The sequence below is a fragment of the Kitasatospora sp. NPDC058190 genome (genome assembly GCF_042883685.1).
Classification (GTDB): Bacteria; Actinomycetota; Actinomycetes; order Streptomycetales; family Streptomycetaceae; genus Kitasatospora.
The window spans coordinates 24,240-45,658 of sequence record NZ_JBHVVI010000017.1; the positions used below are offsets into that span (position 1 = coordinate 24,240).

Below are 21,419 nucleotides of genomic sequence, written 5' to 3' on the forward strand. Positions count from 1 at the left end.
GCACCGATCAGGTCCAGCCGGGCATGAGCCGCCGGGCGCAGCGGCGGTCCAGCGGCCGGTCCCGACCGTGAACAGCTGGTGATCTTGACACGAGGCCGGAGCGACTCCACGCCACATCGCGGCGCCATTTCAGACGTCTACCAACCCTCCTGACACCCCGGCCCGCAGCGGAGAGCAGCATGGGGCGCGGGAGCTCACCGCGAGCACCTCGTCATGCCCGATGCCACCGTTGCCGAGAGAAGGCTGTCATGAGCGCATCCATTCGTACGAAGTTCGCCCGATTCCTGGCCGTCCCCGCCCTCGCCACGGTCGGCGTGGCCCTCGCCACCGCGCCCGCGCACGCCGGGACCCTCTCGATAGGCGTCAACAGCGCCGTCGTGGCGGATGCCGGGCAGACGCTGAACGTCTCGGTCACCTACCGGTGCCTGGCGGACTTCCAGTTCGCCGCCATCACCGTGCAGGCCTCGCAGGCCGGCACGTCGGGCCGTGGCTCGGTCCACGTTCCCTGCACCGGCGTGCTGTCGACCGCGACCGTACCGGTGAGTGCCGCCTCGCCCGACGGTGCGTGGACCAAGTCCCCGGTGGACCTCTCCGCCTACATCGCCGACGCCGAGCTCACGCGCGCCAGGACCACGGCCACCGTCGTCGCCGGCTGACCGCGAAGCGATGAGGCCGGTCGGCCCGACGCCGCGTCGGGTCGACCGGCCTCAGGCGACCAGCGGGAACCAGCAGGCGACCGAGGCGGCCGCCGCCGACCACCCGAAGGCCACCGCCACCCGGCCGCACTCGGGCCCGCGAGCCCGCTGGAAGGCGGCGATCAGCGCGGCGATCGCCGAGACCGGCATGAACAGATACGCGAGGTACCAGGCCCAACCGCCCAAGGACAGGACCGCCAGGAGGCCGAGGATCAGCAACGGCACCCACACCCCGGCGACCGTGAACCCGGCCGCCGCACAGGCCACCCGGAACCGGTCCTGGCGACGGTAGAAGACCGGCACCGCACAGACGACGGCGGCCAACAGCCCGACCGCGCACAGGAAGAGCCGCAGATCGACCCCGCGGCACGTCACCGCGATGAGCACCGAGGGCACGACGCACACGGCAACCGCCACCCCGGCCGACCACCGCGCGCTCGCGGGAACCACGGTCATGCTTTCCCCCACCCCTTTGAGCGCGTTCAAATCTAGCACGCGAGGGTGGGCGCGATCAGGTGGAGTCACCGTCCTCGATCGAGGCGAGCAGGCGTCGGCGGACAGCCTCAGAGGCCTCGGGCAACCACAGCGCCAGCTCCGCGTCCAGGCGGCGCCGCTCGGCACGCAGGAGGCGGGCGACGCGAGTACGGGGGCAGCGCCGGAACCACCAGTCCCGGATGTGGTCGATCACGCGGACCCCTCGGTCGGGTTCGCCCAGCTGATGCGCACCTCGCGCTCGCCGACGGAGAGGACGAGGACGGGGTTCGCGGCGAGGTGGCGGATGACGTCACGCTCGGCGCAGGGGCCAGTGAACTGGCGCTCCAGCAGCTGGAGCTGGGCACGGGACATCGGGAGGAAGCGGATCGACTCCCAGATCGCTTCGAGGGTCGAGGGGTTGAGGACGCGGACGGCCGGCGACTTGATGCCGGGGATCTCCACCAGGATGTCGTGGTCGATTCTCACGCGATCACCTCGCCCCAGACGATCTTGCCGACGGGCCGACGCGGGCAGCAGCCCCACCGCTTGGTGAGCGAGTCGACGAGGCGGAGGCCGCGCCCGGTCTCGCCGTCGAGACCGGGCGCGGAGAGGGCGGGGAGGCGGTCGCCCAGGGCGTCGTGGACCTCGATCCGGAGTCGGGTGGCATCGACGTCGAGCGCGAAGTAGATGAGGCGGCCCACCGGGGTGCCGTACAGGACGGCGTTGGTGACGAGTTCGGTGGCGACCACGAGGCCGGAGTCGAGGTAGCACTCCCCGCCCGGGACGGAGGAGAGGAGGACGGAGAGTCGCTGACGCGCGATGGCGGGCGAGCGACGGCTGCGCGGCAACCAGATGGTCGAGGAATTTCGAGACATGGCGAAGTCACTTTCCAGGGACAGGGGTTGAAGCCATGTGACGGCCGGGCGGAGGCATAGGAATGCCCGGCGACAGGCCCATCGAGATCACTCAGACGACCCGAAGAACTACTCCCGGTAGCATGCCCCGACAGGGTTGCATGCAACTGCCTCCATGAAGCAATTGCATGATCATGAAACACGGTTGGGCTCTGGGAGGGGTGGCAAACTATGCAAGGAAGCGAACGGCCAGGGAGTGTGACGCATGAGCAGTCCGACAGTGCTTCGGCGTAGGCTCGGCGGCGAGCTTGGCAAGTTGCGCGCGTCGCGCGAGATGAACGCCAAGGACGTAGCCGCCGCGCTGGGTTGGTCGGCTTCGAAGCTGAGCCGCATCGAGAGCGGCTTGGTGCCACTACAGGAGCGCGATGCTGCGAAACTCCTGGCTCACTACGGCGTCTCAGCACCAGACGAGGTGAAGCACTTCCTCAGCCTGACACGCCAGAGCCGTCAGCAGGGCTGGTGGCACGCGTACGGCGATGCACTGCCGGAATGGTTCCGCGCCTATGTGGGCTTCGAGTCGGACGCCGCGAAGATCGAGACGTATCAGTGTGAGCTGGTTCCAGGGCTTCTGCAGACCGAGACCTACGCGCGGCAGGTGATCCGGGCCATGAATCCAACCGAATCCGCTGAGGAAGTTGAACGGCGAGTCGCGCTGCGGATGGATCGTCAGCAGATTCTCGATCGCCACGAGCCGCCTCAGCTGTGGGCAATTATCGGCGAGGCCGTCATACGGCGACCAGTTGGCGGCAACCCAACCATGGCCGAGCAGTTGAATCACCTCGCGACGATGGCGGATGAACGCCCCAACATCACGATTCAGGTCCTGCCGTTCTCTGCCGGCGCGCACGCGGCCATGGGCGCCTCGTTCTCCATCCTCTCGTTCAATGACATCCCAGGCAGCGTGGCCTACTCCGAGGCAACCACCAGCAGCATCTACTCGGAACGACCTCAAGAAATCGCTCGTCACGAGGACGCGTTCCGCCGACTCATGGCGTCGTCGGTCCAACCCGAGAGGTCCATTACATGGTTGAGAGAAGTCGCAGAGGAGTACTCCCCGTGAATCAAGAATTCCGCAGCGCCAGGTGGCGCAAGAGCACATACAGCAACGGCCAGGGCGACTGCGTCGAGGTAGCCGACGGCATCACCGGCACCATCCCAGTCCGCGACAGCAAGGACCCCCACGGCCCGGCCCTCAGCTTCACCCCCGAGGCCTGGCAGTCCTTCGTCACGGCCATCCAGGCAGGCGACTTCCCCACCACCCTCTGACCTCCGCTCTCACAGGCGGCCCCGTGCCGAGCACGGGGCCGCCAATCTGACGTGACGCCCCATCAGGTATGCGGAACGGTGTGAGGCGCAACGACTCGCGACCGACTTCACGGAAGGGGCAGTCATGGCACTACGTTTCACCGGGATCGACCCGGACACGCCCAACGGCGGATCGCCGACTGTGTGGCTTGAAGATGAGAAAGCGGAGATCGTCATCCAGGGATGGCTCCCGGGCACGGACATGCTCCGCACCATCAGCGAGACCGAGTGGGTTCCTGATCACCCCATCGGCGTCCCGGACCACGAGGGCGTCGTCCGTATCCCCGTCCGGATGATTCCGGCCTTGCGGAAGGTGTGCGATGACGCAGAACGTGCCGGACTTTGGCGCACTACTGAGGAGCGCTGATCGCTCGGCGGTCCACCTGGAGATGCGGGACTCCTACATGGACGACCCGGTCTTCGCCGACTGGCGCGCGGGGCAGCCGGTTGATCGGCCCGATGCCTACGATCTGCCCGAGGAGTACCAGGCCTGGGCCGCCCTGGTGAGGGAAACCGTCGCCCGCGGCGTCGCCATGCGCCGCGCGCGAATCGTCTCCGAACCGGTTACCGACTACATCCGGTGGGAGCACGCCATCACCGCACGGCACAACGTCGCGCTCGGCGAGCAAGTCCGCTGGCTTCCCCGACGACTGGCCTCCGACCTCGCACTGCCGGGCAACGATCTCTGGCTTATCGATGACCGCCTGGTTCTCTTCCACTGGTTCACCGGTGACGGTGACTGGGCCGGCCATGACTTCAACGAGGACCCGGCCACGGTGAAGATGGTCTCCGCCTCCTTCGAGGCGGTCTGGGATCGCGCCGTCCCGCACGCGCAGTACACCGTCTGATTCACCACCGGTACCGGGCAGTTCACACATGTCGTCGTCCCCGTCGTCCAGCGTGGTCGAGGCCCGCAAGGCGCTCGCCAACCGGCTGGTCGGGATCCGCAAGGACGCCGGGCTCACAGGCGACGAGCTCTCTGCCCGGTGCGGGTGGCATCCCGCCAAGACGAGCCGCATCCAGAGTGGTAAGTCCGTTCCGTCCGAGGATGATCTCCGTGCCTGGTGTGCTGCCTGCAATGCCGAGGACCAGATCTCCGACCTCATCGCCACGGCCCGCGCCGTCGAGTCGATGTACACGGAGTGGCGTCGCATGGAGCGCACGGGGTTGCGGGCCGCTCAGGAGTCCGTGGTCTCGCTCTACCAGCGCACCAAGCTCTTCCGCGTGTACGCAAGCCGGGTCATTCCTGGCATGGTGCAGACACCCGAGTACACGACTGCCGTGCTGCGCTCGATCCAACACGATCGCGTCCCCGTCGATGACGTCGAAGGCGCTGTGGAAGCCCGGCTAGAGCGTCAACGCATGCTGTTCTCTGGCCGTCACCGATTCGGCCTGCTGGTCGAGGAGTACGTACTCCGAGCCGCCGTATGCGACACCGAAACCATGGCAGGTCAGCTCGACCGTCTGATCACCGCCGCCTCCGGCCCGTTCGTCAGTCTTGGCATCATCCCCACCGGCTGTCATCGGCCCCAACTGCCCGTCGAGGACTTCTACATGTTCGATGAGGCTGAAGTCGCCGTCGAGCTGACCTCCGGATATCTCCGCATCACCCAGCCCCGCGAGATCTCCGACTACACGCGAACGTTCGCCACGCTGGGAAGCATGGCGGTTTACGGGGCAGAGGCTCGTCGGATCATCATCTCGGCCATCGATGCGCTTGGATGAATCTGCGCAAGATGGCGCAACTTCTTTGATACCGCGTGGCGTTGCTCCGTAGCGTCGACGGTGCCCCTCCACAGGGAGCACCCTCAACCGCAAGGAGACCTCCGTGTCCCGTGCCACTCAGAGCCCCATCCACACCTCCACCGAACTGGCCGAGTTGGGCCGGTTCTTCAGCATCGCCGCCCGGTTCCTCGACACCGGACAGACTGCGCCGCAGATGTTCTCCACCGCCATCGACGCGGCGTGGCACCGGCTCCTGGAAGACCCCGAGGCCCACGCCGCCTTCACCACCCAGCACGCTGGTCGCCTCCTCCGCCACTCCCCCGTGAAGGGGGAGGGCTTCATCTCCTGGATCACCGCCTACGAGAAGGCGTACGGGCCCCTCCCCCAGATCTGGTTCACCGAGGCCGACGGCTCGGTCAACACCGAGGCCCTGGCCCGATACCGCGAGACCGGGCAGGTCTGGGCGGAATGGGACTGCTCCCCGGCGCCCGGCGACGGCGACGTGGTCCCGGAGAAGACCACCGCATGACCAGCCCGCTCACCGGCGGAGCGCCCCGTCCCACGGCCGGGGCGCTCCGCCTCGTCGAAGGCCGGTCCGAGAACCCCACCAGCGTGGACGTATCCGCATACGTCACCGCGATGAGCGAACATTGTCCGTTCCTGGCTCCGTCCGTGGATCGGCGGCTGACCAGATGGACGGTCTACGAGATCGCCTCCGCTGACCGATCCGCCGTCGAAGCCGAGCTGTTCCATTCCGGCGTTCAGGCCGCTGAGAGGATCAGGCTCATGAAGGGCCGCCGACATGGTGTCCTCACCTGCGAAAACCTGGTGATCCTCGGCTCGCTTCCGGACACTGACCACCACGAACTGATGCGCCGGCCCTACTGGGCCCTCCGAAACCTGTACGCACCCGTGGGCGTGCTGCTAGGCAAGTTCTCCGCCGGTCGATCCGAGACTGACAGCTTCGGCCGCGCAATCCCCCCGGCCCCTTTCTCGTTCCTCCCCGTGCGAGCGGCAGTCAAGTCACGCGATCCCCGATTCCTCGCAAGCACACCCGACATGGCGAGGGCCCTCGCCGGGGCTGACGACGACGGCCGCGACGTGTTCGAGCACATCCCCTGTGACTGGAAGGCGGTACGAGCATGGGCGAGTTCACTACCTGCCCTGACGAAGCAGTGAAGGCAGCCGAGGCTATCTGCGGACCAGTGAGCATCTCCGAGGTCACCGATCGACGCGGCTCGGCCGTCTGGAAAGCGACGGGAGCCGTGGCAACCGTGGCCATCAAGGCCGGGTACGGCGAGGGCGAGGAGATCACCGCTCGGGAAGGCGCCGTCCTGGACCATCTCCCCAGCTACACCGTCACCGTCGGCCGGTACGCCGACGGAGTCTGGTACGTCACGCCCTGGTTCACGGGACCGTCCACCTGGGACCTGTTCAAGCCCCTCCGGAACCGTGGAGCTCTGCCAGGCCGTCGCCGGACTTCACGCCGCTGGATGGGTCCACGGCGACCTGCAACCCGCCCACGGCGTCCACACCGGCCACGGCGCGAAGCTGCTCGATCTGTCCTGGGCCTGGTCACCCGTCTTCCCACCGTCGCCGAACTTCCAGGGCGGCATCACCCACCTGGTCGCCCCCGAGCTGGCCGCCACCGTCGAGTCCGGCGAGCGCCCGGTGAGGACGACGGTCGACTCCGACGTCTATGCCCTCGCGGGGACACTGTGGACGTGCCTCACCGGCCGGTGGCCGCTCGACTACGAAGCCGCCGGGATCGGCCCCGATGTCGGCCCGTCCGCGCGCCGAGCCGCCATCGCCGCCGGCACGATTCCGCTCCACACCGACGAGCCCTGGCCGCCTTTCCAGGACGTGCTGCGGCCGGTGTTGCTCTCACGCGCCCAGGACCGCCCCACGGCCGCCGAACTCGCCGTCGTCCTGGAGGAACTGTGATCCTGCGGGAGCTCTCGATCGACGACGCCCACGCCGTCCGCCGGATCTACAGCGGTGCTTCCGTCCGTCACCTCGGACGTGCGGAGATGGGATTCGCCGAGGCGCATCGATACGTGAACAAGGCCATCCGATGGGCTCAGGAGGATCCGCGCGTCCAGCACGTCCTCGGAATCGATGTGGACGGCAACCTTCTGGGCATCGTCAAACTCGACACGACGACCACCGAGGGCAGGTTGAGTTACATCCTGCGCGAGGACGCCTGGGGCCACGGATTCGCCACCGCTGCCGCCGTCGAACTTCTGGCCCGCGCGTTCGATACGTTGCACCTCGCCTCCGTCGGGGCCAAGCACCGCGCCGGCAATCCCGCTTCCGGCCGGGTGCTGGCCAAGGCCGGGTTCTCCCGCATCGTCGCGTCGGACGGGTTCGTGCACTACACGGCGAGCAAACGTGAGCCGGGGGCGGCATCGGGCAGCCTCCTGACACAGCTCTCCGGGGGCGGCCCCGCGCACCCCGCGGGGCCGCCCAGCGCACAGTGACCTGGATGCCCTTGGTTCCGCTGCCGCACCTGGGGATCGGCGACGTTGATGCCTTGACGCATTCGCCTCGGTCGACGAAGCCGGTGCCGCAGGTGACCCCGCTGACGCCGATCCCGGCACACGGCGCGAGCACCTTCTGCCACGGGTCGCCCTGGGCGCCTCCCAGCCGGCGCTCAGCCGGCGCCCAGCGGTCTCCCAGCCTCTAACCCCCCTCTCATCTCCCCCGCCTAGCCTCCGCGCATGAACGTCTCCCTGCTCGACGGCTGGTTCCCCTGGACGGTCCAGGCCGCGGCCCTCGCCCTGTTCCTGACCGCGGTGGGCTGGCGGGACCGGACCTGGCAGCGCAAGTGGGGGCCGATCGCGCTCGGGACGGCGCTGGCGATCACCGCGCTCCTCGCCGTCGGCGTGCTCACCCTGGCCGGGATCACCGATCCGATCCCGTTCGGGGTGTGGCTGTGGAGCGGGGTGGCGATCGCCGCGTTCAGCGTGCTGGGCTTCGGTTGGCGGGGCGCGAAGTGGTGGCGGCGGGCCCTGGTGGCGCCGACCGCCGTGCTGGCGCTGTTCTGCGCCGCGAACAGCGTGAACATCGCCACCGGCTACTACCCGACGATCGACGACGCGATCGGCGAACTCAGCGGCCAGCCGCTGCCGGACCAGATCACCCTGGCCGAGCTCGCCAAGATCCACGGCAAGACCAGGACCGGCCGCATCGTCCAGGTCGACATCCCGGACACCGCGAGCGGCTTCACCCACCGCCAGGAGCTGGTCTACCTCCCGCCCGCCTGGTTCCGCAGTCAGAACCGGCCCAAGCTGCCGGTGCTGGAGATGATCGGCGGCGAGTTCGCGGCGCCCGACAACTGGATCCGCTCCGGCAACGCGGTGAAGACCGCCGACGAGTTCGCCGCCAAGCACAACGGCTTCGCCCCGATCCTGGTCTTCGTGGACGCCACCGGCGGCTTCCGGGTGGACACCGAGTGCGTGGACGGCCCGCACGGCAACTCCGAGAGCCACCTGGTCAAGGACGTCCCGCCGTTCGTCCAGAAGACCTTCAACGCGGCCACCGACCCGCACAAGTGGGGCGTGGCCGGCTGGTCGATGGGGGGCACCTGCGCCGTCGACCTGGTCGTCGAGCACCCCAACCTCTTCACCCACTTCGGCGACTTCTCCGGCGACAAGGGCCCGTACATCGGGGACAAGGACCACACCGTCCAGGAGCTGTACGGCGGCGACGCCGCGGCCTGGGCGGCCCACGACCCGCTGACCGTGCTCGCCCACCATCCCAAGTACCAGGGCGTCTCCGGCTACTTCGGCCAGGGCGACGAGGAGCACGGCCAGATCGAGTCCGCCAAGGCCCTGGAGGCGGCCGCCAAGAAGGACGGCATCCGCACCACCAGCTCCGTCGGCTCCGGCAAGCACTCCTGGCAGACCGGCGCCGCCACCTTCACCCAGGCCCTGCCCTGGCTCGCCCAGCAGCTCGGCGTCCCGGGGACCCACCCGTAGCGGAGGGCCGTCCCCGGCGGCCCCTCCCCGTAACGGCCGGGTCCGGATTCCGTCCGGATTCCGTCCCAGCCGTACCCGCACCGCGCACCCTCCGCGTACGGCCCGGATACGCATCGTGGGTGGGATCACACTCGCCCGCCACCAGGGAAAGCCTTGGTGTCGGGCGCTCCGGCGCACCCGGCGGGCACCGTCCCGGACGGGCACGATCCACCGCCGAACCGGGCGCCCGACACGGAGATCCACCGCACCGGGCGGGGTCCGACCAGGGGCGGTGGAACCGCACGGCCCTCCCTCACCACCCATCGCTTCCGCCACGCCCGCACACATGTTCACCACCAGCCCGCTGCAACTGCCGCTGTCCCCCGACCCCCTGGAGAAATCCCGCTTTGCTCCCGGCGCCCCCGTGTCATAGGTTTCGTCCGCCGTCGACGCAGCACCTGCTCTGACCGTCCCTCAGACCAGTGGTGGGCTGCGGAGCCAGGGGGCCGGACGGCAGCACGAAACGGGGGAGGAACAGCCATGCCGAGTGCCCGCAGCCACGGGTCGACCGGTCGGCGAGGACGGACGGTCGACGCACCTCCGCACCAGGCCCCGACCCACGACACCGGACACCCGAGGATTCGTCAGTTGCGCAGCATTCGACTGGTCACCGCCACCGCCGCCGCCCTGCTCTGCGCGGGCGCCCTGAGCGCCTGCGGCCCGGACAACAGCGGCCAGGACGGCGGCAAGACCGCCGCCCCCGCGCCGACCGGCGCCACCGCGGCACCCACCGGGGGCGGCACCGCCAAGCCCACCGGCGGCGCCGACGACAAGGGCATCCCGGCCAAGGCCTGGATGGACACCAAGAGCATCCCGATGGACGAGACCTACCACTACGCCCCGCTGGCGGCCAACGCCAAGCCGGTCAGCGGCGAGGTCACGTTCAAGGGCATGGAGCTGTGCCACACCGCGGCCGACAAGGACCAGGAGGGGCCGCTCACCGGCGTCGCCGCGAAGGCCTCGGTCGGCTTCGGCGGCGACCGCTGGACCGCCCAGCAGACCCTGCTGGTGCACGGCGACCCGACCCACAGCAGCGGCACCAAGCAGCTGACCAACCTGGCGAAGGGGTACCTGACGGACGCGCTCAAGGCCTGCGCCAAGACCGCGCCCGGCGCGACGGTGAAGGTCAACAGCGCCCAGGACGCGCCCTACTTCGCCGCGGTGCTGACCATCCCGCAGCAGGACGGCTCCACCGCCACGCTGCACGAGTACGTCACCACCGACGGCGGGTGGGTCAGCGAGCTGTCGGTCTGGGCGACCACCAAGGCCGGCGCCCAGCCCAAGGACGCCTGGAAGGGCCCGGAGGACAAGTACGTCGCCACCGGCATGTCGGCGCCGCTGTGCGAGGCCTTCCCGGGCTGCGACGGGCACCAGTAACACCTGCCGCACCGCGGCAGGCACCCACAGACGGCCGTCAGGCCCGTCCGGCACAGGGGACCGGACGGGCCTGGCGGCACACTTTCACACGCTCGGCGCGCTCACAGCCCCAGGCGGCTGAGCGCCGTGGTCCAGTCGCTGGCGATCGCGCTGCGGGCGGCCGCCAGGGTCACTCTGTGGCCGCACACCGCGGTCTTGAGCTTGTTCTCGACCGAGTCCTTGCTCTGCGCCGGCTGGCTGCCGTAGCGCGGCTCGGGCCACAGGTTGCGCGGGTCGCGCGGGGCGCCGCCGAGCTCCAGCGGGACGAAGTGGTCCTCCTCGTAGTCCGCCGGGTTGGTGTCCGCGTAGCCGTACTGCGCGATCTGCTGCGTCTTCAGCGCGTTGGTGTAGCTGACCGGCGGGCGCACGGTGGCGGTCCAGCCGGAGACGCAGATGGTCGAGCCGATGGTGGCCTGGGTGACCGCCGGGTTGTACGCACCCGGCGTGCAGGACGGATCGGGCAGCGGCAGCCGCGCCTGCGAACAACTCGCGGCGAGCGTGCCGGACTTGACCGGCTTGTGGTTCGCCGGAGCGGCGGCCTGCGCGGTACCGGCGGCGAGCCCGGCGGTGGTGAGGGCGGCCGCCGCGGCGACGACGGTGAGACGCTGACGGAACATCATGTGGCGCTCTCCAGGGGCCGGCCCGGCCGATCGCCGGGCGACTGTGCCCATGACAGCACCGTCCGCACCACGGGCGTCAGGTCCGGGACGTGAACGAGTGGTGACCACCCCTCCACATCCCCCGGCGCTCACCCGCCCGTCAACTCCTTCCCCCGCACGCGTGCGCAGGTGCGGGGCGTTCCGGCCGGTCCGACGGGTCGCCACCAGGCCCGCGCCGCGCAGGGCGCCGAGGTGCTGGGAGACCGCGCTCGGGGTGACGCCCAGCCGGTCGGCGGGCACTACTACGCGGACTACACGCCCGACACCGAGGCCCTGCGGCGCAGCCTGGCCGCCCTCGCCTGCCCGGTGCTGATCCTGGCCGGCGAGGTGGACCTGTGGCCCACCGCCGCGTCGGCCTCCGAGGCGTCGTCACTCTTCCCGGACGTCACCCTCACCGTGCAGCCGGGCGCGGGCCACCACCCGTGGCCGGACGACCCGGTGGCGCTGGCGGGCACCGTGGCGGGCTTCCTGGCATCGACCGGGCAACGGGCGGCGGCAGTCTGAGCGCCCTACCCGACCAGCAGCCGTGCCAGCAGCGCCGCCGGTCCCTCCGGCAGGCTGCCGTGCACCAGTTCGGTGCGGTGCACCAGCCGCGGCGCGGCGATCGGCGCGCAGGCGACGCCGGGTGCCCGCGCCACCACCGCCTCGGGCAGCAGGGTGAGCCCGTGGCCGGTGGCGACCAGGGCGAGCAGCCCGTGCACGTCGGTGCCCCGGTAGCGGGTGGCGGGCCGGAAGCCGTCCGTCCCGGCGGCCGCGCGCAGCCGGGCCGCGGTCGGGGTGAGGTCGGGGGCGTCGAGCCAGCGCGCGGCCGACAGGTCGGCGAGCGCGACGCCGGTGCGCCCGGCCAGCGGGTGGCCGACCGGCAGGACGACCGCGACCGGCTGCTCGTCCACCGCGACGGTGGTCAGCGGGCCGACCTCGGGCAGCGGCAGCGGGTCGCTGGGCGCGGCCAGGCCGTCGATCAGCGCGAGGTCGACCTCGCCGGTGGCGACCTGGGCGGGCAGCACGTCCTGGGCGAGCACCCGGACGATGGGCTCGACGCTCGGATACGCCCGGCGCACCTCGCCGAGCGCGCGCCCCAGCTCCGCCCCGACCGCCAGCGGGGTGGCGCCGAGCACCAGCCGGGCGCTGGGGGCACCGGCCAGGCGTGCGACGTCGGCGCGCGCCGCCTCCAGCCGGACCAGCAGCGGGGCGGCGTGCTCCAGCAGCCGCCGCCCGGCCCCGGTCGGGCCGACCGGGCGGCGGACCAACAGGGCGGCGCCGAGGTCCGCCTCCAGCGCGGCGATCTGCTGGGAGACCGCGGACTGGGTGTAGCCGAGCTCGCGGGCCGCCTCGGAGAAGGAGGCGAGGCGGGCGACGGTGACGAAGGTGCGCAGCTGCTGCGGATCCACGGCGGTCATCAACCGATCTGATCGATACGTAAGAAATCATCGTTGGCGCTGATCTCGGATTGGGAGTCAGGATAGCCGCATGACCTACCTGACCCCGCGGGTCGCCCTGGTCGGCGACCGCTCCCCCGCCGTCCGCTCCCACGCCCGCATCCCCGGCCTGCTCGACGCCCTCGCCGAACAGGACCAACTCGTCCTGGACGCCTACTGGATCCCCACCGAGGACGCCGGGGCACCGGGCGCGCTCGACGGCTTCGACGCCGTGTGGCTGCTGCCCGGCAGCCCGTACCGCAGCGAGGCCGGCGCCCTGGCCGCCGTGCGCACCGCCCGCGAGTGCGGCATCCCCTTCCTCGGCACCTGCGGCGGGTTCCAGCACGCGGTGCTGGAGTACGCGCGCGACGTCTGCGGCATCACCGACGCCGTCCACGGCGAGGAGCACCCCGACCTCGACCAGCAGGTGATCGTCCCGCTCAGCTGCTCCCTGGTCGGCCACGAGGGCGCCGTCGAGATCACCCCCGGCACCCTGGCCGAGCGCGCCCTGGGCGCCACCCGCACCCAGGAGCGCTACCACTGCGCCTACGGCCTCAACGCCGACTACCTGGACCGGCTGCGCGCCCACGGACTGCGCTTCAGCGGCACGGACGAGTCCGGCCAGGTCCGGGTGCTGGAACTGCCGGAGCACCCGTTCTTCCTGGCCTCGCTGTTCCAGCCCGAGCTGTCCGGCGACGGCACCCGGGCCCACCCGATGATCCGCGCCCTGGCCGCGGCCGCCGTCGCCCACGCGGCGGACGCCGAGCAGGCGCCCGCGGACGCCGAGGAGGCGCGCGTGGGTGCCTAGCGGGTGCTCGCGGGTGCCGGGGAGGCGCTCGCGGGGACAGCCGACGGACACCCCGGACGCGCCGGTGGCCGACATCCACGGGGGTGGTGTCGGCCACCGGCGTTCGCCCGCCACCGCGTCGGCGACGGCTCACCGGCCGAGCGGGCGCTCGCCCGAGCGACGGTCACATCGGGAGCGAGCGCAGCCGTACCGGCCCCTCCGGCCAGCCGGCGCCCTCCGCCAGGGGGCGCCACATGGTGCGCAGCGGCATCACCGCGAGCCGCCCCTCGGGCTGTTCGACGGTCACCTCCTCGGCCACCTCGCGGAAACCGAGCCCCCGGTAGAACGCGGCCAGCGGCGGGCGGCAGAACAGCAGCGCGTACCGGAAGCCGAGCGAGCGCCCGTGGTCGAGGGCGGCCCCGACCACGGCCTGGGCGAGGCCGCCGCCGCGCCGGTCGGGGGCGACGCAGACGCCGCCGACGCCGATCGCCTCCAGGTCGACGCCGCCGACGGTGAGCGGCAGCGGCAGCAGCCCGGTGTGGGCGACGAGCCGGCCGTCGGCGGCCCGGATGCCGAAGTGGATCTCCTTGGGCAGGAAGGTCAGCCCGGTGTAGGCGACGCCGTACGGGTCCTCGCCGGGGCCGAGGATCTCCTGCTGCTCGGCGCGGGCGTACTGCTGGAGCGGGACCACGGTCGGCGGCCCGGAGGAAAAACGATCATCCATCACTCCATGCTCCATTCCCCGCAAACCCCGTTCCAGTCCCCTCCCGACCACCTGTTCGATCACATGACCGGACGCCCGACCGGACACCCGCCAGGGCACACCGTCCGGCCCGGCACGAGTCACCAACCGGCCACCCGATCCGATGATCGTCCCGCACCGCCCCGGGTATGGAAACATGCCCCTCATGCGCCAGCCCTCCGATCAGCCGGCCGTCGACCTCACCGCACCGCTGCCCGGTCCGCCGCTGCGCCTGCCCCGCCCGCTCCGGACCTTCGCGCCGACCGCCGTGGTGCTGCTGATCCTCGTCCCGCTCGCCGCGCAGGACCCGGACTTCGGCCCGACCACCTCCCCGCACGTCAACGCGAGCCTGATGGCCTTCGGCGCCCTCGCCCTCGCGTTCCGCCGCCGCTACCCGGCGGCCACCGCGACGGCCACCCTGCTGAGCGGCCAACTCCCGCTCGCCGTCGCCCTGTACGGGCTGGCCGCGCGGCGCGGCGCCAATCCGCTGCTGTACGCCCTGGCGGCGCTCTCCGAGCTGCGGCTGCTGGTCCCCTTCGACCTCGGGGACGTCAGCACCCCGTCCGCGCTGGCCAATCTGGTCGAGGACCCGATGGTCTTCGGCGCCGTCCCGCTCGCCCTCGGGCTCACCGCCCACCAGCGCGCCCGTACGGTGAGCGTGCTCGCCGAGCGGAACCGGCTGCTGACGGAGGCCCGCGAGCACGCCGAGGAGCGCGCCGCGGCCGCCGAGCGCGCCCGGCTGGCCCGGGAGATGCACGACGTGGTGTCCAACCGGGTCTCGCTGATCACCCTGCACGCCGGCGCCGGGCAGATCGCCCAGGCCGACGACCCGGCCGCCGTCCGGGAGACCCTCGGCCTGATCCGCACGCTCGGGCTGCAGGCGCTCACCGAACTGCGCGGCCTGCTCGGGGTGCTGACCCCGGCCTCCGACCAGGCGCCCTCGCTGGGCGGCCTGCCCACCCTGGTCGAGGAGTCCCGGCAGGCCGGGCTGGCGGTGGGCCTGACACTCACCGGCCCGGACGAGGGGCTGCCCGCGCCCGGGCCTGCGGTGCAGTACGCGGCCTACCGGATCGTCCAGGAGGCCCTGACCAACGCCCACAAGCACGCCCCGGCGGCCGAGGTGGCCGTCACGGTCGAGGTCGCCCCGGACGGGCTGCGCCTGACGGTGGTCAACTCCCCCGCCGGGCCGGCCGGTACGGGCCCCGGCCTACCCTCCGGCGGGCACGGCCTGGACGGCATGCGCACCCGCGCCGACGACCTCGGCGGCACCCTGCACGCCGGACCGACGCCCGAGGGCGGCTTCGCCGTCCGGGCCCGACTGCCGCTCAGCACGGCCTGAGCCCCAGCACCGTCCGAGCCCCGGCACGGCCTGAACCCAGGACGGGCCCTAAGCTGCGGCGCGCTTCGCCAGCTCCGCCCACACCTCGCCGACCCGCGCCGAAAGCGCCTCCAGCGGCCCGCCGTTGTCGATCACGAGGTCGGCGATCGCCAGCCGGTCCTCCCGGGTGGCCTGCGCGGCCATCCGGGCCCGGGCCTCCTGCTCGGCCATCCCGCGCAGCCGCACCAGCCGGTCCAGCCGCACCTCGTCGGCGGCGTCCACCACCACGACCAGGTCGAACAACGGCGCCAGCCCGTTCTCGGCCAGCAGTGGCACGTCGTGCACCACCACCGCGTCCGGCGCGGCCGCCGCCTCCAGCTCGGCGGAGCGGGCCCGCACCAGCGGGTGAACGATCGCGTTCAGCGCCTGGAGCCGCTCCGGGTCGCCGAACACGACCGCCCCGAGGGCCGGGCGGTCCAGCGTGCCGTCCTCGCGCAGCACCTGCGGGCCGAACTCGGCGACCACGGCCGCCAGACCGTCCGTCCCGGGGGCGACCACCTCGCGGGCGATCAGGTCGGAGTCCACGATCACCGCGCCACGCGCGGCGAACAGCCGGGACACCTCGCTCTTGCCCGCGCCGATGCCACCCGTCAGTCCGATCTTCAGCATGGCGTCAGGCTACCGGTGGCCGCTCGGGCCCGTCAGTACGGGCCCGGCAGCTCGAGCCCGCCACCCGCAATCCCTCAACCGGCGTCCCTCAGCCCAGCTCCAGGCTCTCCTTCTCGCCGAGCACGGTCAGCTCCGCGCCGGTGCCCGGCCCGTCCGGCCCGAGCAGCCGGGTGGCCACCATGTGCCCGATCGGGCTGAGCGTCGCCTCGTGGACCGGCACCGCCACGCGCGGGCCCGCCTCCCGGACGTAGTCGACCACCTCGCCGGCCTTGCTCCACGGCGCCGCGAGCGGCAGCAGCAGGGTGTCCACGGCGTGCGGCGGCACGGTGAAGGCGTCGCCGGGGTGGAAGAGCCGGCCGTCGAAGAGGAAGCCGATGTTCTTCACCCGCGGGACGTCCGGGTGGATCTCCGCGTGCCACTCGCCGTGCACCGAGACGCCGAGCCCGGCGATCTCGAAGGCGTCGCCCTCGCCGACCGCGGTGACCCGCTGCCCGACGCCCTCCAGCTGGGCGGCGACGGTGCTGTTGGTCCACACCCGCAGGGCCGGGTGGGCCTCCAGCGCGGCGCGCAGCCGGGACTCCTCGAAGTGGTCCATGTGCTCGTGGGTGATCAGGACGGCGTCCGCCCCGGCCAGTGCGGCGGGGTCGGTGAAGGCCCCCGGGTCGACGACGACGGTGGTGGTGTCGTGCTCGATGCGTACGCAGGCGTGTCCGAACTTGGTGATTCGCATGGCCAAAACCATACAGCATGACTGTACAGTTTTGCTGTGTAAATTCCGGATAGACTGCTCCCATGCCTCGCGAAGCACCACACCCGGACACCCTGGAACTCGCCGCCGACCTGCGCACCGCCCTCGGCAGCCTGGTCCGCTCCCTGCGCGACAGCGACGAACTGCCGCCGAACCAGGCCGCCGTCCTCGGCCTGCTGGTCCGCGACGAACGCTCCTACACCGTCGCCGAACTCGCCGAACGCCGGCGCGTGCGCCACCAGTCGATGGCCCGCACCGTCGCCCTGATGAGCGAGGCCGGGCTGGTCGCCCAGCAGCCCCACCCCACCGACGGCCGCAAGCAGCTGATCGCCGCGACCGAGGCCGGCCGCACCGCCCTGCTCGACCAGCGGGCCCGTCGCGAGCACCACATCGCGACCGCCATCGAGTCCCGCCTCACCGCCGAGGAACGGGCCCAGCTGCGCGCGAGCGTCGAGCTGCTACACCGCCTGAGCTGACCCCACCAGCTCCGGCCGCTGCGCCGGGACCGCCGGCTGCTCCAGCGAGGGCAGCTCGACGTGCTCACTCAGCCCGAAGCGCTTGTGCAGCCGCTTCAGCGGGGCCGGCGCCCACCAGTTGAACTCGCCGAACAGGCTCATCGCGGCGGGTACCAGCAGGCAGCGCACCAGGGTGGCGTCCACCGCGACCGCCACCGCCAGCGCGATGCCCATCTGCTTGACCATGAGCATGTCCCCGGCCGCGAAGCCCGCGAAGACGATCACCATCAGCATCGCCGCCGAGGTGATGATCCGACCGCTGCGCTGGACGCCCAGCTCCACCGCCCGGGTACAGCTGTGCCCGCGCTGGTGCAGCTCCTTGATCCGGGCGAGCAGGAACACCTCGTAGTCCATCGACAACCCGAAGGCGAAGGCGAAGACCAGCACCGGGATGAAGGTCTCCAGCCCGCCGGTCGGGCTGAAGCCGAGCAGCCCGCTGAACCACCCGTCCTGGAACACCAGGGTCAGCGCGCCGAGCGAGGCGCCCAGCGAGAGCAGGTTCATCAGCAGCGCCTTGATCGGCATCACCAGCGAGCCGGTCATCAGGAACAGCAGCACCAGCGTCCCGGCCGCGACCAGGCCCAGCGCCCACGGCCCGCGCGACAGCAGCTCGTCCTTGAAGTCCACCACCGAGGCCGCGCCGCCGGTCACGTAGGTCTTCAGCCCGCCCCGGTCGGCCCGGAGCTCGTCCACCACCTGCTTGGCCCCGGCGCCCTGCGGGTCGCCGTGCACCAGGACGTCCACGGTGGACACCTTGTCGCCGACCGGGGTCACCGCTCGCACCCCGCTCACCCCTGGCAGCTTGGCGACCACGTCGTCCGCGTACGCCTGGGCGACCTGGGCGCCGCCCTCGACCACCACGGTGATCGGCGCGGCCGCGACCTGCGGGAAGCGGTGGTCGACGGTCTCGGCGACCTGCCGCCCGGCCGAGGAGGCGGGCAGCACGGCGGCGCCGGAGCTGCGCATCTCGGCGTGGAGGAACGGCGCCCCGGCCGCCATCAGCACCGCCACGCAGGCGAGCGCGACGAGCACCGCCCGCTTGCGGACCCGGCGGACGGTCCGGCTGAAGAAGCCCTCGTCCGGCACGGGCGCGGCGGGCGCCTTGATCCGGGAGCCGGCGAAGCCGAGCAGCGCGGGGACCAGGGTCAGCGCGGCCGCGACCGCGATCACCACCACGCTCACCCCGGCCGCGGCGACCGCGCCGAGCACCGGGCTGGTGAAGACGAACAGGCCGGACAGCGCGACGGCGACGGTCAGTCCGGAGAAGGCGACGGTGCGCCCGGCGGTCGCGGCGGTGCGTTCGACGGCGGCGGCGATGCCCGCGCCGTGGCCGCGTTCCTCGCGGAAACGGTTCACCATCAACAGGGCGTAGTCGATCGAGAGCCCGAGCCCCAGCACGGTGGCGATCGGCAGCACGCTGGTGTCGATGTCCATGATCTGACTGAACCCGAACATGGCCAGCAGCGCCCCGCCGATCGAGGCGATGGCGCCGATCACCGGCAGTGAGGCGGCGGCCAGGCCGCCGAAGACCAGCACCATGACGACCAGGGTGAGCGGCAGGGTCACCATCTCGCCGAAGCGGGTGTCGCTCTCGGTCTGCTTCTTGACCTCCTGCTGGAGCACCAGGTCCCCGCCGACGGTCACGTGCGCCCCGCCGGCGCCGTTCAGCGCGGCCAGCCGGTGGGTGACCGCGTCGGTCTGCGCGGAGGTCGAGGTGGCGGCCATCCGTACGGTGACCAGGCTCGCCGTCCCGTCGGTGGCGCTCAGCGCGGCCTGGGCCGGGTCGGCGCCGTAGGCGTCCTGCGCGGAGGAGACCCCGGGCAGGGCGGCGATCTCGGTGACGGCCTGCTCGACGGCGGCGCGCACGGCCGGGTCGCCGACCGGTTTGCCGTCCACCACCGCCGTCACGGTGCCCTTGACCGGATCGGCCGCGGAAACCACGGCGCTGCCCCGGTCCGCTTCGGCGGTCGCGGAGGAGGCTCCGGCCACCGAGCCCTCGAAGACCCGTCCCCCGATCAGGACCCCGACGACCAGGACGACGGCCCAGAAGCCGAGGACCCAGCGGCGGTGGCGGAAACAGAACCGGCCGATCGCGGCGAGCCGGCCGCCGACCACTGCGGTGGGGGCGGAGGAGCGGTTGCGCATGAAGGAGCCTTTCGGGCAGTTCCACTCAATGTAGGTGCAACCCGAACTCCGGCCTATAGCAGGCCAATGAGCCTCATCTCACATTTCTCTTCACATAAACCACACATAAGTCAAAGCGGGAAACGAAGGGCAGGTAAACAGTCGCCGAAAAACGCCGGCGAGGAGGAGCCCAGGCGAACGGGCGACGAGGTGAACAGGCGGACAGGCGAACAGGCGAACAGGCGAACAGGCGAACAGGCGCAGAAAAACCAACGGGCCCCACCCGGAAATCCGGGTGGGGCCCGTTGCCTAGCTGTCAGCTAGCGGGGACGAGAGCCTCAGCTCTGGCCACCGGCCAGCTTCTCGCGCAGGGCGGCCAGGGCCTCGTCGGAGGCCAGGGCGCCGGAGCCCTCGTCGCTGCTGGACGAGTAGGAGCCACCGGCAGCGGCGGCGACGGCGTCGCCACCCTCGGCAGCGGCCTCGGCGTCGGCCTCGCGGCTCTTGATGACCTGGGCCTGGTGCTGCTCGAAGCGGGCCTGCGCCTCGGCGTACTGGCGCTCCCACTCCTCACGCTGCTTCTCGAAGCCGGGCAGCCAGTCGTTCGCCTCGGGGTCGAAGCCCTCCGGGTAGATGTAGTTGCCCTGGTCGTCGTAGGAGGCGGCCATGCCGTACAGGGTCGGGTCGAACTCGACCTCGGCCGGGTTGGCACCCAGGGCCTCGTTGGCCTGCTTCAGCGACAGGCTGATGCGACGACGCTCGAGGTCGATGTCGATGACCTTGACGAAGATCTCGTCGCCGACCTGGACGACCTGCTCCGGGATCTCGACGTGGCGCTCGGCCAGCTCGGAGATGTGGACCAGACCCTCGATGCCCTCGTCCACGCGGACGAACGCACCGAACGGAACCAGCTTGGTGACCTTACCCGGAACGACCTGGCCGATCTGGTGGGTACGGGCGAACTGCTGCCACGGGTCCTCCTGGGTCGCCTTCAGCGACAGGGAGACGCGCTCGCGGTCCATGTCAACGTCGAGAACCTCGACGGTGACCTCCTGGCCGACCTCGACGACCTCGGACGGGTGGTCGATGTGCTTCCAGGACAGCTCGGAGACGTGCACCAGGCCGTCGACGCCACCCAGGTCCACGAAGGCACCGAAGTTGACGATCGAGGAGACGACGCCGGAGCGCACCTGGCCCTTCTGCAGGGTGGTGAGGAAGGTCTGGCGGACCTCGCTCTGGGTCTGCTCCAGCCAGGCACGGCGGGACAGGACCACGTTGTTGCGGTTCTTGTCCAGCTCGATGATCTTGGCCTCGAGCTCCTTGCCCACGTAGGGCTGGAGGTCGCGGACGCGACGCATCTCGACGAGCGAGGCGGGGAGGAAGCCGCGGAGGCCGATGTCGAGGATGAGACCACCCTTGACGACCTCGATGACGGTACCGGTGACGATGCCGTCCTCTTCCTTGATCTTCTCGATCGTGCCCCAGGCACGCTCGTACTGAGCGCGCTTCTTGGACAGGATGAGACGACCCTCCTTGTCCTCCTTCTGGAGAACCAGGGCCTCGATGTTGTCACCGACGGCGACGACCTCGTGCGGGTCAACGTCGTGCTTGATCGAGAGCTCGCGGGACGGGATGACGCCCTCGGTCTTGTAACCGATGTCGAGGAGGACCTCGTCACGGTCGACCTTCACGATGACGCCCTCGACGATGTCGCCATCGTTGAAGTACTTGATGGTCTCGTCGATGGCGGCGAGGAAGGCCTCCGCGTCGCCGATGTCGTTGACCGCGACCTGCGGGGTGGTGCTGAGGGAGGAGTCGGTGGGGCTCGTCATTAGGAAAAGGGCTCCGGTACGGACATGAAAGTCGTAGGTAATGCCACGCGGAGGGCCCGTAT

26 protein-coding genes and 1 pseudogene are annotated in these 21,419 nt (G+C 71.2%); 15 read left to right on the forward strand and 12 right to left on the reverse strand.

The features are described 5' to 3' along the window. Positions 1–248: 248 nt before the first annotated feature. Positions 249–656, forward strand: a complete 408-nt coding sequence (locus tag ACFVWU_RS10705) for a hypothetical protein (protein WP_387617932.1) — start codon at positions 249–251, stop codon at positions 654–656. Positions 657–707: 51 nt separating this feature from the next. Here ACFVWU_RS10705 and ACFVWU_RS10710 read toward each other — a convergent pair whose 3' ends face one another. Genes ACFVWU_RS10710 through ACFVWU_RS10725 form a run of 4 tightly spaced genes read right to left on the reverse strand, consistent with a single transcriptional unit; the run spans position 708 to position 2,044 of the window. Next, positions 708–1,151: a hypothetical protein gene (locus tag ACFVWU_RS10710; protein ID WP_387617934.1), complete on the reverse strand. Its 444-nt coding sequence runs from the start codon at positions 1,149–1,151 to the stop codon at positions 708–710. 55 nt (positions 1,152–1,206) lie between these two features. Beyond that, positions 1,207–1,383, reverse strand: a complete 177-nt coding sequence (locus ACFVWU_RS10715) for a hypothetical protein (RefSeq protein WP_387617936.1) — start codon at positions 1,381–1,383, stop codon at positions 1,207–1,209. Then, positions 1,380–1,655 carry a hypothetical protein gene (locus tag ACFVWU_RS10720; RefSeq protein ID WP_387617938.1) on the reverse strand — a complete coding sequence of 92 codons (276 nt, stop codon included), beginning with the start codon at positions 1,653–1,655 and terminating at the stop codon, positions 1,380–1,382. Before ACFVWU_RS10720 ends, ACFVWU_RS10715 begins: the two co-directional genes overlap by 4 nt. Beyond that, a complete protein-coding gene (locus ACFVWU_RS10725) occupies positions 1,652–2,044 on the reverse strand; it encodes an ATP-binding protein (protein WP_387617940.1) in 393 nt (130 codons plus the stop codon). The genes ACFVWU_RS10720 and ACFVWU_RS10725 overlap by 4 nt, the downstream gene beginning before the upstream one ends. A gap of 244 nt (positions 2,045–2,288) precedes the next feature. On the opposite strand from ACFVWU_RS10725, the gene ACFVWU_RS10730 reads away from it, so the two are divergent. From ACFVWU_RS10730 to ACFVWU_RS10780, 11 genes are all read left to right on the forward strand, one after another. After that, entirely contained in the window at positions 2,289–3,143 is an 855-nt protein-coding gene (locus ACFVWU_RS10730; protein ID WP_387617942.1) for a helix-turn-helix domain-containing protein, read from the forward strand. Then, entirely contained in the window at positions 3,140–3,349 is a 210-nt protein-coding gene (locus ACFVWU_RS10735) for a DUF397 domain-containing protein (protein WP_387617944.1), read from the forward strand. The genes ACFVWU_RS10730 and ACFVWU_RS10735 overlap by 4 nt, the downstream gene beginning before the upstream one ends. Before the next feature lie 124 nt (positions 3,350–3,473). Next, a complete protein-coding gene (locus ACFVWU_RS10740) occupies positions 3,474–3,755 on the forward strand; it encodes a hypothetical protein (RefSeq protein ID WP_387617946.1) in 282 nt (93 codons plus the stop codon). After that, a complete protein-coding gene (locus ACFVWU_RS10745; protein WP_387617948.1) occupies positions 3,709–4,236 on the forward strand; it encodes a DUF6879 family protein in 528 nt (175 codons plus the stop codon). Before ACFVWU_RS10740 ends, ACFVWU_RS10745 begins: the two co-directional genes overlap by 47 nt. Positions 4,237–4,288: 52 nt before the next feature. Continuing rightward, positions 4,289–5,113, forward strand: a complete 825-nt coding sequence (locus tag ACFVWU_RS10750; protein WP_387617950.1) for a helix-turn-helix domain-containing protein — start codon at positions 4,289–4,291, stop codon at positions 5,111–5,113. Between the two features lie 103 nt (positions 5,114–5,216). Further along, the gene (locus ACFVWU_RS10755) at positions 5,217–5,642 is read left to right on the forward strand and encodes a hypothetical protein (protein WP_387617952.1); all 426 of its coding nucleotides are present in this window, start codon (positions 5,217–5,219) and stop codon (positions 5,640–5,642) included. Continuing rightward, on the forward strand, positions 5,639–6,292 hold the full coding sequence (locus tag ACFVWU_RS10760; RefSeq protein ID WP_387617954.1) for a hypothetical protein: 654 nt from the start codon (positions 5,639–5,641) through the stop codon (positions 6,290–6,292). The genes ACFVWU_RS10755 and ACFVWU_RS10760 overlap by 4 nt, the downstream gene beginning before the upstream one ends. Positions 6,293–6,565: 273 nt before the next feature. Continuing rightward, on the forward strand, positions 6,566–7,057 hold the full coding sequence (locus ACFVWU_RS10765) for a hypothetical protein (protein ID WP_387617956.1): 492 nt from the start codon (positions 6,566–6,568) through the stop codon (positions 7,055–7,057). Then, positions 7,054–7,593, forward strand: a complete 540-nt coding sequence (locus ACFVWU_RS10770; RefSeq protein ID WP_387617958.1) for a GNAT family N-acetyltransferase — start codon at positions 7,054–7,056, stop codon at positions 7,591–7,593. Before ACFVWU_RS10765 ends, ACFVWU_RS10770 begins: the two co-directional genes overlap by 4 nt. 240 nt (positions 7,594–7,833) lie before the next feature. Next, positions 7,834–9,093: an alpha/beta hydrolase-fold protein gene (locus ACFVWU_RS10775; protein ID WP_387617960.1), complete on the forward strand. Its 1,260-nt coding sequence runs from the start codon at positions 7,834–7,836 to the stop codon at positions 9,091–9,093. Between the two features lie 627 nt (positions 9,094–9,720). Beyond that, the gene (locus ACFVWU_RS10780) at positions 9,721–10,509 is read left to right on the forward strand and encodes a hypothetical protein (RefSeq protein WP_387617962.1); all 789 of its coding nucleotides are present in this window, start codon (positions 9,721–9,723) and stop codon (positions 10,507–10,509) included. A 101-nt stretch (positions 10,510–10,610) separates the two neighbouring features. Here the strand turns inward: ACFVWU_RS10780 and ACFVWU_RS10785 are convergent, their stop codons facing one another. From ACFVWU_RS10785 to ACFVWU_RS10795, 3 genes and pseudogenes are all read right to left on the reverse strand, one after another. Beyond that, positions 10,611–11,168 carry a hypothetical protein gene (locus ACFVWU_RS10785; protein WP_387618101.1) on the reverse strand — a complete coding sequence of 186 codons (558 nt, stop codon included), beginning with the start codon at positions 11,166–11,168 and terminating at the stop codon, positions 10,611–10,613. 231 nt (positions 11,169–11,399) lie between these two features. Further along, positions 11,400–11,447, reverse strand: a pseudogene (locus tag ACFVWU_RS10790) (hypothetical protein); the annotation flags it as partial. 269 nt (positions 11,448–11,716) lie between these two features. Further along, positions 11,717–12,607 (reverse strand): LysR family transcriptional regulator, encoded by an 891-nt coding sequence (locus tag ACFVWU_RS10795; protein WP_387617964.1) that lies wholly within the window; start codon positions 12,605–12,607, stop codon positions 11,717–11,719. A 70-nt stretch (positions 12,608–12,677) separates the two neighbouring features. On the opposite strand from ACFVWU_RS10795, the gene ACFVWU_RS10800 reads away from it, so the two are divergent. After that, entirely contained in the window at positions 12,678–13,433 is a 756-nt protein-coding gene (locus ACFVWU_RS10800) for a hypothetical protein (RefSeq protein WP_387617966.1), read from the forward strand. Between the two features lie 163 nt (positions 13,434–13,596). Here the strand turns inward: ACFVWU_RS10800 and ACFVWU_RS10805 are convergent, their stop codons facing one another. Further along, on the reverse strand, positions 13,597–14,136 hold the full coding sequence (locus ACFVWU_RS10805) for a GNAT family N-acetyltransferase (RefSeq protein ID WP_387617968.1): 540 nt from the start codon (positions 14,134–14,136) through the stop codon (positions 13,597–13,599). 184 nt (positions 14,137–14,320) lie between these two features. On the opposite strand from ACFVWU_RS10805, the gene ACFVWU_RS10810 reads away from it, so the two are divergent. Beyond that, the gene (locus tag ACFVWU_RS10810; RefSeq protein ID WP_387617970.1) at positions 14,321–15,493 is read left to right on the forward strand and encodes a sensor histidine kinase; all 1,173 of its coding nucleotides are present in this window, start codon (positions 14,321–14,323) and stop codon (positions 15,491–15,493) included. Between the two features lie 48 nt (positions 15,494–15,541). On the opposite strand, the gene coaE is transcribed toward ACFVWU_RS10810, so the two are convergent. Both coaE and ACFVWU_RS10820 read right to left on the reverse strand, forming a co-directional pair. Beyond that, entirely contained in the window at positions 15,542–16,141 is a 600-nt protein-coding gene (coaE, locus tag ACFVWU_RS10815) for a dephospho-CoA kinase (protein WP_387617972.1), read from the reverse strand. 88 nt (positions 16,142–16,229) lie between these two features. After that, positions 16,230–16,871 carry an MBL fold metallo-hydrolase gene (locus tag ACFVWU_RS10820; RefSeq protein WP_387617974.1) on the reverse strand — a complete coding sequence of 214 codons (642 nt, stop codon included), beginning with the start codon at positions 16,869–16,871 and terminating at the stop codon, positions 16,230–16,232. Between the two features lie 62 nt (positions 16,872–16,933). Between ACFVWU_RS10820 and ACFVWU_RS10825 the strand changes: the two genes are divergently transcribed. Then, positions 16,934–17,365 carry a MarR family winged helix-turn-helix transcriptional regulator gene (locus ACFVWU_RS10825; protein WP_387617976.1) on the forward strand — a complete coding sequence of 144 codons (432 nt, stop codon included), beginning with the start codon at positions 16,934–16,936 and terminating at the stop codon, positions 17,363–17,365. Here ACFVWU_RS10825 and ACFVWU_RS10830 read toward each other — a convergent pair. Together ACFVWU_RS10830 and rpsA are read right to left on the reverse strand one after the other, a co-directional pair. Then, positions 17,348–19,549 (reverse strand): MMPL family transporter, encoded by a 2,202-nt coding sequence (locus ACFVWU_RS10830; protein ID WP_387617978.1) that lies wholly within the window; start codon positions 19,547–19,549, stop codon positions 17,348–17,350. The genes ACFVWU_RS10825 and ACFVWU_RS10830 overlap by 18 nt on opposite strands. A 317-nt stretch (positions 19,550–19,866) precedes the next feature. Continuing rightward, entirely contained in the window at positions 19,867–21,357 is a 1,491-nt protein-coding gene (gene rpsA / locus ACFVWU_RS10835) for a 30S ribosomal protein S1 (protein WP_218202410.1), read from the reverse strand. Positions 21,358–21,419 lie beyond the last annotated feature (62 nt).

Excerpts from the sequence above, each read along its gene's own strand:
- ACFVWU_RS10705 (WP_387617932.1), top strand. The coding sequence starts at position 249 with ATGAGCGCATCCATTCGTACGAAGTTCGCCCGATTCCTGGCCGTCCCC.
- ACFVWU_RS10710 (WP_387617934.1), bottom strand. The coding sequence starts at position 1,151 with ATGACCGTGGTTCCCGCGAGCGCGCGGTGGTCGGCCGGGGTGGCGGTT.
- ACFVWU_RS10725 (WP_387617940.1), bottom strand. The coding sequence starts at position 2,044 with ATGTCTCGAAATTCCTCGACCATCTGGTTGCCGCGCAGCCGTCGCTCG.
- ACFVWU_RS10730 (WP_387617942.1), top strand. The coding sequence starts at position 2,289 with ATGAGCAGTCCGACAGTGCTTCGGCGTAGGCTCGGCGGCGAGCTTGGC.
- ACFVWU_RS10740 (WP_387617946.1), top strand. The coding sequence starts at position 3,474 with ATGGCACTACGTTTCACCGGGATCGACCCGGACACGCCCAACGGCGGA.
- ACFVWU_RS10745 (WP_387617948.1), top strand. The coding sequence starts at position 3,709 with ATGACGCAGAACGTGCCGGACTTTGGCGCACTACTGAGGAGCGCTGAT.
- ACFVWU_RS10760 (WP_387617954.1), top strand. The coding sequence starts at position 5,639 with ATGACCAGCCCGCTCACCGGCGGAGCGCCCCGTCCCACGGCCGGGGCG.
- ACFVWU_RS10775 (WP_387617960.1), top strand. The coding sequence starts at position 7,834 with ATGAACGTCTCCCTGCTCGACGGCTGGTTCCCCTGGACGGTCCAGGCC.
- ACFVWU_RS10785 (WP_387618101.1), bottom strand. The coding sequence starts at position 11,168 with ATGATGTTCCGTCAGCGTCTCACCGTCGTCGCCGCGGCGGCCGCCCTC.
- ACFVWU_RS10795 (WP_387617964.1), bottom strand. The coding sequence starts at position 12,607 with ATGACCGCCGTGGATCCGCAGCAGCTGCGCACCTTCGTCACCGTCGCC.
- ACFVWU_RS10800 (WP_387617966.1), top strand. The coding sequence starts at position 12,678 with ATGACCTACCTGACCCCGCGGGTCGCCCTGGTCGGCGACCGCTCCCCC.
- ACFVWU_RS10805 (WP_387617968.1), bottom strand. The coding sequence starts at position 14,136 with ATGGATGATCGTTTTTCCTCCGGGCCGCCGACCGTGGTCCCGCTCCAG.
- ACFVWU_RS10810 (WP_387617970.1), top strand. The coding sequence starts at position 14,321 with ATGCGCCAGCCCTCCGATCAGCCGGCCGTCGACCTCACCGCACCGCTG.
- coaE (WP_387617972.1), bottom strand. The coding sequence starts at position 16,141 with ATGCTGAAGATCGGACTGACGGGTGGCATCGGCGCGGGCAAGAGCGAG.
- ACFVWU_RS10820 (WP_387617974.1), bottom strand. The coding sequence starts at position 16,871 with ATGCGAATCACCAAGTTCGGACACGCCTGCGTACGCATCGAGCACGAC.
- ACFVWU_RS10825 (WP_387617976.1), top strand. The coding sequence starts at position 16,934 with ATGCCTCGCGAAGCACCACACCCGGACACCCTGGAACTCGCCGCCGAC.
- ACFVWU_RS10830 (WP_387617978.1), bottom strand. The coding sequence starts at position 19,549 with ATGCGCAACCGCTCCTCCGCCCCCACCGCAGTGGTCGGCGGCCGGCTC.
- rpsA (WP_218202410.1), bottom strand. The coding sequence starts at position 21,357 with ATGACGAGCCCCACCGACTCCTCCCTCAGCACCACCCCGCAGGTCGCG.